Below are 14,097 nucleotides of genomic sequence, written 5' to 3' on the forward strand. Positions count from 1 at the left end.
CGCCGCGGAGATCGGACACTGGCCAGGCACACGAGGGATCTCCGCGACGGACGTCGCGGCCGCGCTCGGGCAGCCGCCCCCCACTCCCGCGCAGCAGCGTGTGATCGAAGCGCCGCCGACGCCCGCGCTCGTCGTCGCGGGCGCGGGCAGCGGGAAGACCGAGACGATGTCGGGTCGTGTCGTGTGGCTCGTCGCGAACGGTCACGTGCGTCGAGACGAGGTCCTCGGACTCACCTTCACACGCAAGGCCGCCGGCGAGCTGGGCGAGCGCATCGGCGCACGGCTGGCCGTCATCGATGAGTACGGACGGCGCGGACTGCTGCCGTTCCTGCCCGAGATCGTGTCGTCCGGCGCACTCCGACGCGTCGACGACGCGGCACCGGGACGGCAGCGTGAGCTGGTGCGTCTGCACGTGCTCGACGAGCTCGCGGCGCAGCACGGCACGGGCTGGGATCCGGCCACGCCGCGCGCCGCCGAGGAGCTGATGATCCGGCCCACGGTGTCGACCTACAACGCCTTCGCCGACGGCATCGTGCGGGAGCATGCCGCCCGCATCGGTCGTGACACGGACGTCGCGATGCTCAGCCAGGCGGCGTCCTGGATGCTCGCGCGCGAGGTCGTGCTCCGCTCCGACCTGCCCGAGCTGGAGGACATCGACTTCGCGCTCGGCACGGTGATCGACGCCGTGCAGCGCCTGGCCGGCGACGTGCTCGACCACAGGGTCGACCTCGATCGCGCCGTCGCCCTCGCCCGAGAGCAGGCCGGGCAGTTCGAGCCCTACCGCGGCAATGCCGACGTCGAGAAGGCGGCGAGCAACCTCCGGAGCCTGGAAGCCCTCGCCGAACTCGTGCGGGAGTACATCGCCGAGAAGGAGCGCCGGGGGGTGCTGGACTTCGCCGACCAGGTCGGCGGCGCCTACGACATCGTCGAGTCGGCACCGGATGTGCGTGCCGCCCTGCGCGAGCAGCATCGCGTGGTGCTGCTCGACGAATACCAGGACACCTCCGTCATCCAGACGCGGTTCCTCGCCGAGCTGTTCCGCGACTCCGCGGTCATGGCTGTGGGCGACCCGCACCAGTCGATCTACGGCTGGCGAGGTGCGAGCGCCGACAACCTCTACGCGTTCTCCCGCACCTTCTCGAGTGCCTCGCAGGACGCGCAGACCTACAGTCTGATGACGAGCTGGCGCAACGACACCCGCATCCTCGACGTCGCGAACCGCGTTCTCGAGCCGCTGCGGCGTCCCGCGCTCGACGTGCCACCGCTCGAGCCTCGCCCCGGCGCGGGAGCGGGGGCGGTGGACGTGCGGTTCCCCTTCACCGTCGATGACGAGGCGGAGCAGGTCGCGGACTGGTTCGCCGATCGCCGTGTCGCGCACGCCGCGGTATCGGGCTCACCGCACACCGGTGCCATCCTGTTCCGGTCGAAGCGCCACATGCAGACGTTCGCGGCCGCCCTCGCGGCGCGGGGGATACCGCACCGCATCCTCGGCCTCGGCGGGCTGCTGACAACGCCCGAGGTGGTCGACGTGGTCTCGACGTTGCGGGTCGTGCACGACCCGACCGCGGGGTCGGCGCTGATACGGCTGCTCACCGGACCGCGCTTCGCGGTGGGGGTGGCCGACATGGCGGCGCTCTACGATCTCGGGCGCACGCTCGCCGAACGCGACACCGCGATGATGCCCCTGCCCGAAGAGGTGCGCGTGCGATTGCGCTCGTCCCGCGGGGCGGATGAAGCCGTGTCGATCATCGATGCGGTCGACATCGTCCGCGCCGTGCGCGACGACTACCGACTGCTCGAGGGCATCAGCGCGACGGGGCGCTCACGCATCCGCGCCGCCGGAGAGATGCTCGAGCGATTGCGTCGAGCCACCTCCCAGCCGATCCCCGAGCTGATCCGTCTGATCGAGCTCGAGCTGCGACTCGACATCGAACTCGCGGCGAACGAGACCCGCGGCCCCGCACGGGTCGCGGCCACGCAGCTGCGCGCGTTCTCCGACGAGGTGCGCGCATTCCTGTCGGCCGACGAGCGAGGCACGATCGGCAGCCTGCTCGCCTGGCTCGACAAGGCCGAGAGCACCGACGAGCTGATGCCGCGCCCCGAACCCCCGGAGCCGGGAGTGGTGCAGCTGCTGACCATCCACGGCTCGAAGGGGCTGGAATGGGATTCGGTCGCGGTCGTGAGGCTGGTGGCCGACGAGCTCCCCGGCCGCGTCTCGGACACGTCGGGATGGTTCGGATTCGGTGTCGTGCCGTTCGCGTTGCGCGGCGACCGCGATGCGCTGCCGCGTTTCGACTGGGACCCGGAGTCCGCCGTCGGCGACGAGACCGATCCGAAGAGGCGCCAGGCGCTCGCCCAGTCGTCGCTGTCGGGCGGGATATCCAAGGCGCAGCCTCAGGGTGGGGCGCTTCGCCGCTTCAAGAACGCGTACCGCGACTATCAGCAGCAGGAGGAGCGACGGCTCGCGTACGTCGCCGTGACACGCGCCCGTACGGATCTGCTCCTGAGCGGCTCGCACTGGGCCGGGCAGAAGTCGCCGCGGGTGCCGAGCGCCTATCTCGTCGAGGCGATGGAGATCCTCGGCCTCGAACCGGTGGAGCCGGTCGACCCCGACGAGAACCCCTACGAGGGGCCGGGGGCGACGCTGACCTGGCCGCTCGATCCCCTCGGCGCGCGTCGACGGGTCGTGGAGGCCGCGGCATCGGCGGTTCGGGCGGCCGCAGAGAGCGAGCCGGCCGCCTCTCCCGAGCTGTCGAGGCTCCTGGCCGAACGAGCCGCGCGCATGCGAGGGACCGACGCACCGCCGCCCACCCGCGTCCCTGCCTCTCGCTTCAAGGACTACGTCACGGACTTCGGGGGCACGCTGTCATCGATCGTCCGCCCCATGCCGGAGCGGCCGTACCGGCAGACCCGTCTGGGCACGCTCTTCCATGCCTGGGTGGAGCGTCGGAGCGAACTCGTCGGAGTGGGGCGGCGCGTCGACGAGGCCCTCTGGGAGATCGACGACGAAGACGACGCCCCCTTCGGGCAGGACATCGGAGGCGCGGTGGTCTCGCCGGCGGATGCGGCCGATCTCGAGACGCTCCAGGAGATCTTCGAGCGCAGCGAATGGGCGGGACGGCAGCCCCTCGCCGTCGAGATCGAGATCGACTTCGCACTCGGGGGAGGCGCGGCCTCGGGCGACGACGGCCACATCGTGATCTGCAAGCTCGACGCCGTGTACCGCAGGGAGGACCGCGGTGGTCGTATCGAGATCGTCGACTGGAAGACGGGAAAGGCGCCGCGCACGGCGCAGGAGAGAGAAGAGCGGATGCTGCAGCTCGCGCTCTACCGGCTCGCCTACCATCGCCGTTTCGGGGTGCCGCTCGAGGAGATCGACGTGGCGCTCTACTACGTCGCCGACGACCTGATCATCCGCGGTGATCGGATCTACTCCGAGTCCGAGCTCTTCCAGCGCTGGAGCGCAGCACGCGCCGCGCGCTGAGCCTCGTCCTCGGGGTGAGCCTCGTCCTCGGGGGACGACTCGTCCGATCCGTCGGCGGCGTCGACCGACGGGTGCGCTTCAACGGCGTCGTCGCGGCGCTGCGCGTCACCCGGGCGTCCCGGTGCCTGATCCCGGTGCTCGTCCGCGCGCACGGACGAGAGGTCCTCGGTCGCGAGGCTGCCCACCTGCATACGGCGCGCGGCCTCTGCAGCGGCATCGGACATGTCTCCGGTGGCGTCTTCGTCGTGCCACAGCTCGTTCGGGTTGTACGCATCGGTCTGCATCGACGTGTCCACGTCCGCGACGGCGGCAGCAGGCACCCGGTCCAATGCGTCGAGTGCCGAGTCGACACCGTCACGTCGCGAGGCGATCACGCCGAGGTCGTCGTCGTGCAGGCCGTCGGCGAGCGACTCGAGCAGCGCGGCGGCGTCATCGACGATGTCCTGCCGACGCAGCGAGTTGCCGTGCACGAGCCAGCGGGCGAACTCCAGCTCGGCGTGCAACCGCGCACGGACCTCGAGTGCGGCGTCGGTGCCGCGGTCGGCGGCCCTGGCGTACGCCGCATGCACGTCATCCGCCGCGTCGGGGGCCGCCGAGAGCCACGAGAGGTCGATGGCGGGGTCGCCGACGGACAGCGAGTGCCAGCCGAGGAGACCGGTGACCTCGGGGCCGAGATCCGGGTCGTCGCGGAAGAGGAAGGAGGTGGATTGGACGCCTCCGAGCACCACGGTCGACTCGTAACGCCACAGGTCGTCGTCCGCGACGGCGTCGCGCCAGCGGATCGTCAGGCGGGCCGGGACGCGACCGGTGGATGCCGCGGCATCGACGAGGCGGATGAGCTCGTCGCGGCTCTCCTGCGCCGAGCGGGTGGTGAGGCCGGCTCCGCGCACGACGGACGTCGGCAGGGTGTGCACGGCGGCGATCGCGGTGCCCATCGATTCGGCCGCGCCGCGTCCCGCCGGGACCATGGCCGCCTCGATCTGGAATCCGGGCAGCAGCTCGGTCACGAGCGCACGGGAGTCGCCCAGACGGGTCTCGCCGATGTACTCGGGCGCGCGGAAGGGCAGCATCGCGCGCGCACCGGCCGTGAGCGCGCGAAGCGCGAGCGCCTCTGCGGCGAGTTCACGGGCGGTCTCGTCGTCGTCCGCGACGCGGATCGCGAGTTCGCGTCCGTCGGCGAGCGTGGCGACGGCGGAATCGAAGCGCCCGTCGCCGTCGGCGCTCAGCGCGCGGGCTCCGGTCACCTCCGCGCCCGGCAGTGCGGCAGTCACCGCCGCGGCTAGAGTGAAAGGAGAGCGTCGCATACCCCCAGGGTAGGTGGACGCAGGGGCGGTCCCGCTTCCGCCACGCCCGTGAGAGAGGGAGCCGATGACCATGAAGACCACGTCTCTCGACCGCGCCGCGGACCTGAGGGGCGAGCCAGGACTCATCGACCGGCTCCGCGCCGACCGCACGACCCGGGTGATCGCCACGCGTGGCGGTCGGGTGCGCATCGCGGACGGCGACGTCGATCATGCCGCGCTCCTGCGGGTTCCCGCGGAGGAGATCGTCGACGCCACCTGGGCTCTGCTGGGTCGTGACCCCGACGGCCACGCCATCCTGTTGGCCGTCCTGCCGCCTGAGCCCGAGACCGAGAGCGTCGATACGGCCCCGGATGAGATGTGGCTGGGTCTGCGCGATCTGGGTGCCCGCCTCGCCGCCGACGAGACCGAGCTGCTCATCGAGGCTCTCGCCCTGGGCGGCTGGCTGCGGGATGCGCCGTTCTGCCCGTCGTGCGGCGGAGGCACCGAGCTCCGACAGGCGGGGTGGTCGAGGCACTGCCTCGTCTGCGGGCGCGAGCACTTCCCGCGCACGGACCCCGCGGTCATCGTTGCCGTGGAGAGCGCCGACGGCGAGCGTCTGCTGCTCGGCGCCAACGCGAACTGGGGAGGCCGCATGTACTCCTGCTTCGCGGGATTCACGGAGGCGGGGGAGTCGCTCGAGGCCACCGTGCACCGCGAGCTCGAAGAGGAGTCCGGAGTCCGGCTGGCCTCTCTGCGCTACGTCTCCTCGCAGCCGTGGCCGTTCCCGCGCTCGCTGATGCTGGGCTTCCGTGCGGTCGTCCTCGACGAGGGCGATGTGCGCCCGGACGGCGAGGAGATCATCGACGCGCGGTGGTTCACCCGGGCGGAGATCGGTTCCGCTCTCGCCGGTGACGGACCCGTCGGCCTCCCTGGCCCGTCGTCCATCGCCCGTGCCCTGATCGTGTCGTGGTTCGAGGAGCGCGCGTGAGCGCGCTCGACGCACTCGACGAACGGCAGCGGGAGGCGGCATCCGTGCTGCGCGGACCTGTCGCGGTGCTCGCGGGTGCCGGCACGGGGAAGACCCGCGTGATCACCCACCGGATCGCCCACGGTGTGGACACCGGAGCGTACTCGCCTTCGCGCGTGATGGCGGTGACGTTCACCGCCAAGGCGGCGGGAGAGCTGCGGGGGCGCCTGCGGGCGCTGGGCGTCGAGGGCGTCGCCGCGCGGACCTTCCATGCGGCCGCTCTGGCGCAGCTGAACTTCTTCTGGCCGACCCTTGCGGGCGCTCCCGCTCCGTCGATCATCGACAACAAGGTGCGGATGCTGGGGCAGGCCGCCGACGCCATGCGCCTGCGCCCGAGCACCGCCACGCTGCGCGACATCGCCTCCGAGATCGAGTGGCGCAAGGTGTCGATGCTCTCGGTCGACGCGCACGCGGCCCTCGGGCGGTCGGTGAGCGGTGTCGACACGCAGCAGCTGGTGGAGCTGCAGCAGCGCTACGAGGCCCTGAAGGACGAACGGCATCAGCTGGACTTCGAAGATGTCCTGCTGGCGTGCGCGGGGATGCTGGAGGCGGAGTCCCGTGTGGCGGCGTCGGTGCACGAGCAGTATCGGCACTTCACGGTCGACGAGTATCAGGACGTGTCGCCGTTGCAGAACCGTCTGCTCGAGCTCTGGCTGGGCGACCGGCGCGACATCTGTGTCGTGGGCGACGCCAGCCAGACCATCTACTCGTTCGCGGGCGCCGAGCAGCGCTTCCTCTTGGAGTTCGAACGACGGCATCCCGATGCGACGGTCGTCCGCCTCGAGACCAACTACCGGTCGCAGGCCCCGATCCTCGAAGCGGCGAACGCGCTCATGAAGGGCAGGCCGGGTGCGCTCGAGCTCGTCCCGGCGCGCGAGACCTTCCACGCGGATGCCCCCACCGTCACCGCGTACGACTCCGAGCGCGAGGAGGCCGAAGGCATCGCCGCGGCCGTCTCGGCCCGCATCGCCGCGGGTACGTCTCCCGCCGACATCGCCGTGCTCTACCGCGCGCACGCGCAGTCCGCCGCGCTGCAGCAGGCGCTCGCCGCCGAGGGCGTCGCGACCTCGGTGCTGGGCGGCACGCGGTTCTTCGCGATGCCCGAGGTGCGGCAGGCGATCCTCGCGTTGCGAGCAGCGGCGGTCGCTCCCACCGAACAGGGATTCCTCCCGGGTGTCCAGCGCGTCCTGCGCGAGCTCGGTCTGAGCGACGAGCCCCCGGCCGCGGGTGGCGCGCAGCGCGACGGCTGGGAGGCGCGGCGCGCGATCCTCAGGCTCGCGGAGGACGCCGGACCCGACGAGAACCTCCGCACGTTCAGCGACTCGCTGATGGCTCGCGCCAAGGACCAGCATGAGCCGACGCTGCGCACCGTCACGCTGTCGACCCTGCACGCCGCGAAGGGTCTCGAATGGCCGCACGTGCACCTCGCAGGGTGGGCCGAGGGGGCGCTGCCCATCTCGTATGCCACCGGATTCGAGGCCATCGACGAAGAGCGACGTCTCGCGTATGTCGGTGTCACGCGAGCCGCGCGTACGCTGGCGCTCTCCTGGTCTCGATCCGCGGGGCGAGGGGAACGAGCGCCGTCGCGGTTCCTGGCAGAGATGGGGACGACGGCACGCGGCACCGGCATTCTTCGTGAAATGTCACCGAACGCCACTCGCGCCGACCGTCGTCGCTGATCACCGCATACTCGCCCGGTGACGCGGATGCCGCCAGCAGTCGTGCGACGAGGGTGGCCGCGTCGGCGACGCGTGCCGCGCTGAGAGGACCGGCGGGGCGAGCGACGAGCTGCGCGTGCAGCCGCGGCCATGCCGGATCCTTCGCGCGCTCGTGCCCGTCGCGGCAGCTCAGACACGGTGAGATGCCGGGGACGATCACGGGGCCGACGGTCGTCCGCCCGCGCTCCCACGACACCGGCAGGTGTGCGAGGTCGTCGCGCAGGTAGCGTGCGAACTGCAGCGCGGCCGCCGCGCCCTCCACGAGAACGACACCGACGTGTCGAGGATCCCCGCGCACACCGTCAGCCACGCCCTCGTCGACCAGGGCCTCCCGCATCCGGTACTCGCACCGGCCGTCGAGGACGTCGATGCTCTCGACCCACGCGGCCGGGGGAGAGGCGACATCGTCGACCAGCAACGGCTCGAGCCGCGCGAGCAGCCGGCGTGCGTCGGCACGCGGTGCGCCCGCGGCGTGGGCGAGGACGTCGAACGTCGAGCGGCGGAAACCCGCCGCCATGCGGGCGACGAGGCGTTCCACCCACGGTTCGGAGGCGGGGATCCGCAGAGTTCCCTCGATGCCGATCTGCAGGGTGTCGCCATCGCGCCACAGCAACGGGACGGCGGGGTCGAGGCGGGTCGTGATCTGCGGACTCAGCGGAGGCATCCCTCGATTCTGGGGATGATCACGTGGCGCGGGGTGCCGGGAGGACGATCGGTGGAGAAGATCGGGCGCCCCCGCGGTCTGTGCAGGAGAGGTGTCGGCCCTGGTCCGGGCACCTGACCCGGCCCCGGTTCGAGACCGGACCGACGGCCGGGTCAGACCGGTCGCTCGCCCCCGGTCCCGTCGCCCGGCTCCTCGCCGTCGCTCTCCTCGCGGTCGGTTCCGGAAGAGGCGTCATCCGTCTCTCCGTTCCTCTCGGCGGAGAAATCGTCGCCGTCGAGCAGGCGCGCGAGGGCCTCGTCGAACTCGTCGGCGGCCGGCTGCTCGCCACGGGCCGTCGCCTGCAGTCGCGCCACCAGCGCGGAGGGGTCGTCGATGTCCTCCGAGGTGGGCATCAGGTCGGGGTAGTCCCACAGGGCGTCGCGCCCCGCGGCGCCGACCGCGTCGGTGACCGCCTGCCACATGGCCGACGCCTCGCGCAGGCGGCGCGGGCGGAGCTTGAGTCCGACGAGAGCGCCGAGGGCGTCCTCCGCCGGGCCGCCGACCGCGCGGCGACGGCGTGCGGCCTCGGCGATGCGCGCGCCGTCGGGAAGCCGGGAGGTGGCCTGAGCGGTGACGACGTCGACCCATCCGTCGATCGTCGCGACCAGGTTCTCGAGCCGCGCCAGAGCCTCGCTCTGCGCCTCCGTCTGCGAGGGCAGCAGCGCGCCGCCCTCGATCGCCGACCGCAGCTCCTCGGGATTCGAGGGGTCGAGGCGGCTCGCTACGTCCTCCAGCGCGTCGACGTCGACCGTGACGCCGCGTGCGAAGTCGGTGATCTGCGCCATCACGTGCAGGTGCAGCCACTTCGCGTGGCGGTACAGCCGGGCGTAGGCCAGCTCGCGCGTGGCGAGGTAGAGGATGATCTGGTCTTCGGGGATCTCGAGTCCGTCGCCGAAGTCGCTGAGGTTCTGCGGGATCACCGCCGCGGTCCCTGCCGGGAGCACGGGGATGCCGACATCGCCGCCGGACACCACCTCGAGGGCGAGCTTGCCGAGCACCTGTCCGAACTGGGCCGCGAACACCGACCCTCCGAGGCCCCGCATGAGCTTGCCGGCCCCCTGCACGACCTCGCGCATCTCTTCGGGCACCTGGGTGTCGAGGGCGCTGGTGAGCGCATCCGCGATGCTCGTGGACACCGGCTCGGCGATCTCCTTCCACACCGGGAGGGTCGCCTCGACCCACTCGCCGCGGGTCATCGCCCTGGGCCGCTCGGCGAGCTCGGAGATGGTGGTCGCCTCGCTCAGCCACAGATCGGCGAGTGCGAACGAGTCGACGAGCGAGGTGCGCGATCCCTCGGTGATGCCGAGCCCGTCGCGGTTCGCGATGTGCAGCGCCTGACGCAGCGCGTTCTCCCATGCGTCGCCGCCGAAGGCGCCCTGCAGCTGCGACATGATGGTCTGCATCATGGCGGGATCGAGCTGGATGCCGTCCATGCCGGAGAAGGCGTTCCGCAGCGCTTCGGGGTCGATGTCACCGCCGCCCTGGCCGGCCATCATTCGTCGGAGGAACTCTTCGAAATCCTCGGGGGTGGGGTCGTTGTCTGGCATGTCGCTCGCCTCTCAGCACGTCTGAAGCCGTGGCATCTACGCTAGTCACAGGAGTGGCCGCCAGACCCCGACGCGGGCAGATCGCTGTACGCCGCCCGCGAACGACGGAGGAAAACTGTGGATCGAACCCGGTCTGTGAAACTCGGGCTGGGCGTCTGGGCGCTGATCGTCGCTCTGATCGCGCTCGTCGTGCTCACCTTCCTCCCGACGCCCTACGTGATCCAGCGCCCGGGGCCGGTGTACGACACCCTCGGCACCGCCGCCGGCGCCGACGGCGAGCAGGTCCCGCTGATCCAGATCGACGGCGCGGAGACGTACGAGACGGCGGGAACGCTCGACCTCACGACCGTGCAGGTCGTCGGGAACCGCGAGCGCACGCCGAGCTGGTTCGAACTCGCTCTCGCGTGGATGGACTCCTCGCGCGCCGTCGTCCCGATCGACTCGGTGTTCCCCGAGGGCGTGACCACCGAGCAGCGCGACGAGCAGAACGCGACGCTGATGGTCGACTCGCAGCACGAGGCCACGGCCGCCGCGCTCGATGAGCTCGGATACGACACCGGCGCCGAGGTCGTGGTGCAGGAGGTCATCGACGACGCGCCCGCCGAGGGGAGCCTCGAGGCGGAGGACGTCATCACCGCGGTGGACGGCACCGCAGTGAGCTCCGCGAAGCAGCTGAAGCAGGCGATCCAGGACGCCGGCGGAGCCCCCGTCGCGCTCACCGTGCAGCGTGCGGGTGACGAGCACGTCGTCGAGGTCACGCCCGAGGCGCAGACCCAGGGGGATGTCACCACCTGGCTCATCGGCGTCTCGCTGCGCACCGACTACGACTTCGCGGTCGACGTCACGCTGCAGCTCGACAACGTCGGCGGTCCGAGCGCGGGCATGATGTTCGCGCTCGGGATCATCGACACGCTCACCGAGGGCGAGCTCAACGGCGGGGAGAACGTCGCCGGCACCGGCACCATCGAGGCCGACGGGACGGTGGGGCCGATCGGCGGCATCCGTCAGAAGCTCTACGGCGCGAGAGACGCGGGCGCCGAGTACTTCCTCGCCCCGTCGTCTAATTGCGACGAGGTGACCGGGCATGTGCCCGACGGGCTCACGGTGATCAGCACCTCCACCCTCGAGGAATCTCTCGCTGCGCTCGACGTGATCGCCGACGGCGGGGACGTCGATGCGCTCCCGACCTGCGATGTCGTGACCTCCCCGTGACAGGGTGGACAGCCGCCGTACAGTGAGGCGAGCCTAGGATGGGAGGGTGACCTCGACTTCCGCACCGAACCCGGCCACTCCTCGAACTTCGCGAAGAATCTTCGGGATCTCGCTGGCGATCATCGCCGCGCTGATCGCCGCCTTCTTCCTCTTCGCGTCGTTCTACACCGAATACCTCTGGTTCGACCAGGTGGGCTTCACCGGAGTGCTCACCACTCAATGGTTCGCCACGGCGGTGATGTTCGTCATCGGTTTCCTCGGCATGGCGGTGCCGCTGTTCGTCGCCATCCAGCTGGCCTACCGTCTGCGGCCCGTCTACGTGCGCCTCAGCTCGCAGCTGGACAGGTACCAGGAGGTCATCGAGCCGCTCCGTCGCCTCGCGATGTGGGGCATGCCCATCTTCTTCGGCCTGTTCGCCGGCTTCTCGGCCGCCAGCCAGTGGAAGACCGTGTGGCTGTGGGCCAACGGCGTCACCACCGACACCACCGACCCGCAGTTCGGCGTCGACACCGGCTTCTACATGTTCGCGATGCCGTTCTATTCGATCCTGCTCGCGTTCGTGTCGGCCGTGCTGCTGCTGACGCTCGTCGTCACCGCACTCGTGTCGTACCTCTACGGGTCGGTGCGCATCGGCCAGGGTGAGCTGCGCATCTCCAAGCCCGCGCGCATCCAGCTCGCGATCCTCGCAGGTCTCTACCTGCTCGTGCAGGCGGCGAGCCTGTGGCTCGACCGGTTCAAGACCCTGGTCGCCCAGGACGATCGCATCGTCGGCCCCGCCTACACCGGCGTGAACGCGACGATCCCCGGTCTCGCGATCCTCACCATCATCGCGGCGATCGTCGCGATCCTCTTCTTCGTCACGGCCGTCATCGGTCGCTGGCGCTTCCCGCTGGCCGCGACCGCGCTGCTGATCGTCGCCTCGCTCGTCGTCGGCGTCGGCTTCCCGTGGGCGGTCACGACCTTCCAGGTGCGCCCGAACCAGAACGCCTACCAGGCGGAGTTCTACCAGCGGAACATCGACGGCACGAAGGAGGCGTACGGGGTCGCCGATCTCGAGACGACTCCGTTCGAGGCCGAGACCGATGCCGAGGCGGGTCAGCTGCGCGCGGACGCCGAGACGACGGCATCCATCCGCATCGTCGATCCGGCGGTCATCAGCCCGGCGGTGCGTCAGCTCGAGCAGTACCGCGGGTACTACCAGTTCCAGCAGAACCTCGACGTCGATCGGTATGAGATCGACGGGGAGATGCAGGACACCGTGGTGTCGGTGCGAGACCTCGACATGGAGGGCGTCGACGTCAGCAACTGGAACAACCGCGCCGCGGTCTACACGCACGGCTACGGTCTCGTGGTCGCGGCAGGCAACCAGCGCACGAGCGACGGGGAGCCCGTCTTCCTCGAGCGCGGCATCCCCTCCGCGGGATTCCTCACCGACCAGGAGAACTTCGAGCCCCGCGTGTACTTCGGTGAGAACTCGCCCGAGTACTCGATCGTCGGGTCGCCCGACGGATCGGACCCGGTCGAGATCGACTACCCGCGCGGCAAGGACGGCTCGAACGAGACCAAGACCACGTTCGAGGGCGACGGTGGGCCGAAGATCGGCAACACCTTCACGAAGCTCCTCTACGCGCTGAAGTTCCAGTCCGAGCAGATCCTGTTCTCCAATCTGGTGAACGACGAATCGCAGATCCTGTACGACCGCGATCCGAAGACCCGAGTGCAGAAGGTCGCGCCGTACCTGGAGCTCGACAGCGATCCGTACCCGAGCGTGGTCGACGGCAAGATCGTCTGGATCGTCGACGGCTACACGACCAGCGCCACGTACCCCTACTCCACGAACGTGAGCCTCTCGGAGGCGATCGCCGACTCGAACCTCCCGTCGCCGACCCTCGCGATCGACGACATCAACTACATCCGCAACTCGGTCAAGGCCACGGTCGACGCGTACGACGGATCGGTGACCCTGTATGCCTGGGACGACAAGGACCCGGTGCTGCAGACGTGGCAGAACATCTACCCGTCGACGCTCAAGCCGGTGAGCGAGATGTCGTCCGACCTGATGAGCCACGTGCGGTACCCGACCGACCTGTTCAAGGTGCAGCGCGACGTGCTCGGGATCTACCACATCGACACCGCCGGCTCGTTCGCGCAGCAGGACAACCGCTGGCAGACGCCGAACGACCCGCGCAGCGACGCGGTGCTGCAGCCGCCGTACTACCTGACGATGCAGATGCCCGGACAGGACTCCCCGCGGTTCTCGATGTTCTCGACGTTCATCCCGTCGGCGACCGGGAGCGGCGGCAACCGCGACGTCCTGATGGGCTACCTGGCGGTCGATTCGGACGCCGGCTCCGAGGCCGGCGTCAAGGGCGAGGGCTACGGACAGCTCAGGATGCTCGAGATCGACACCGATACGACGGTGCCGGGCCCCGGCCAGGTGCAGAACACCTACAACTCCGACACCGCCGTGGTGCCGCAGCTGAACCTGCTGCAGCAGGGTGAGTCGGAAGTCCTCTACGGCAACCTGTTGACGCTGCCCGTCGGAGGCGGTCTGCTCTACGTGCAGCCGGTCTACGTGCAGTCGTCGGAGGGCACCAAGCTGCCGCGTCTGCAGAAGGTCCTCGTGGCCTTCGGCGACAAGGTGGCGTTCGAGGACACCCTGACCGCAGCCCTCGACACGCTCTTCGGGGGAGACTCGGGCGCGACCGGCGGTGACGACCAGGTCGAGCCGACGCAGCCCGATCCCGATACCGGCGAGGTTCCGACCGAACCGACGACGCCCACCGATGCACAGGCCGAGGCGCTCGACGCTGCGCGTCAGGCGCTCACTGACCGTGACGCCGCGCTCAAGTCCGGCGACCTGACGAAGTTCGCCGAGGCGGACAAGCGTCTCACGGACGCGGTCAACACGCTGCTCGGACTGGAGTCGACGTCGGGGGAGTGATCCCGCAGTGAGAGATACAGAATGGGCGCCCCTCCGGGGGCGCCCATTCTGGTTTCGTGCTTCGATCCACCTCATCCCGGTATCGTCCGGCGGGTACCGACTTTCCGGGTCTGTCTCGAGCTCTTCGACCAGGGGAACGATCAGGTTCCACATGGGGCCAATGCTCCGGTGTCCTGGGA

At 70.3% G+C, this 14,097-nt stretch carries 7 protein-coding genes; 5 read left to right on the forward strand and 2 right to left on the reverse strand.

Going from position 1 to position 14,097, the window contains the following annotated elements; translation table 11 throughout:
• The first annotated feature begins 10 nt into the window (after window positions 1-10).
• On the forward strand, window positions 11-3,484 hold the full coding sequence (locus ASD43_RS08920) for an ATP-dependent DNA helicase (protein WP_200946614.1): 3,474 nt from the start codon (window positions 11-13) through the stop codon (window positions 3,482-3,484).
• Here the strand turns inward: ASD43_RS08920 and ASD43_RS08925 are convergent.
• Entirely contained in the window at window positions 3,430-4,788 is a 1,359-nt protein-coding gene (locus tag ASD43_RS08925) for a hypothetical protein (protein ID WP_235564087.1), read from the reverse strand. The genes ASD43_RS08920 and ASD43_RS08925 overlap by 55 nt on opposite strands.
• 64 nt (window positions 4,789-4,852) lie before the next feature.
• Here ASD43_RS08925 and nudC point away from each other — a divergent pair, with 64 nt between their 5' ends.
• Together nudC and ASD43_RS08935 are read left to right on the forward strand one after the other, a co-directional pair.
• Window positions 4,853-5,755 carry an NAD(+) diphosphatase gene (gene nudC / locus ASD43_RS08930; protein WP_056416288.1) on the forward strand — a complete coding sequence of 301 codons (903 nt, stop codon included), beginning with the start codon at window positions 4,853-4,855 and terminating at the stop codon, window positions 5,753-5,755.
• Window positions 5,752-7,473: an ATP-dependent helicase gene (locus ASD43_RS08935; protein WP_056416291.1), complete on the forward strand. Its 1,722-nt coding sequence runs from the start codon at window positions 5,752-5,754 to the stop codon at window positions 7,471-7,473. Before nudC ends, ASD43_RS08935 begins: the two co-directional genes overlap by 4 nt.
• Before the next feature lie 855 nt (window positions 7,474-8,328).
• Here the strand turns inward: ASD43_RS08935 and ASD43_RS08945 are convergent.
• Entirely contained in the window at window positions 8,329-9,762 is a 1,434-nt protein-coding gene (locus ASD43_RS08945) for a zinc-dependent metalloprotease (protein WP_056416295.1), read from the reverse strand.
• A 117-nt stretch (window positions 9,763-9,879) separates the two neighbouring features.
• Here ASD43_RS08945 and ASD43_RS08950 point away from each other — a divergent pair, with 117 nt between their 5' ends.
• Window positions 9,880-10,974 carry a YlbL family protein gene (locus ASD43_RS08950; protein ID WP_082539337.1) on the forward strand — a complete coding sequence of 365 codons (1,095 nt, stop codon included), beginning with the start codon at window positions 9,880-9,882 and terminating at the stop codon, window positions 10,972-10,974.
• A gap of 46 nt (window positions 10,975-11,020) precedes the next feature.
• Window positions 11,021-13,918: a UPF0182 family membrane protein gene (locus tag ASD43_RS08955; RefSeq protein WP_056416300.1), complete on the forward strand. Its 2,898-nt coding sequence runs from the start codon at window positions 11,021-11,023 to the stop codon at window positions 13,916-13,918.
• The last annotated feature ends 179 nt before the right edge of the window (window positions 13,919-14,097 follow it).

This window comes from Microbacterium sp. Root553, assembly GCF_001426995.1.
In the GTDB taxonomy this organism is placed as follows: Bacteria; Actinomycetota; Actinomycetes; order Actinomycetales; family Microbacteriaceae; genus Microbacterium.

Excerpts from the sequence above, each read along its gene's own strand:
- ASD43_RS08925 (WP_235564087.1), bottom strand. The coding sequence starts at position 4,788 with ATGCGACGCTCTCCTTTCACTCTAGCCGCGGCGGTGACTGCCGCACTG.
- ASD43_RS08945 (WP_056416295.1), bottom strand. The coding sequence starts at position 9,762 with ATGCCAGACAACGACCCCACCCCCGAGGATTTCGAAGAGTTCCTCCGA.
- nudC (WP_056416288.1), top strand. The coding sequence starts at position 4,853 with ATGACCATGAAGACCACGTCTCTCGACCGCGCCGCGGACCTGAGGGGC.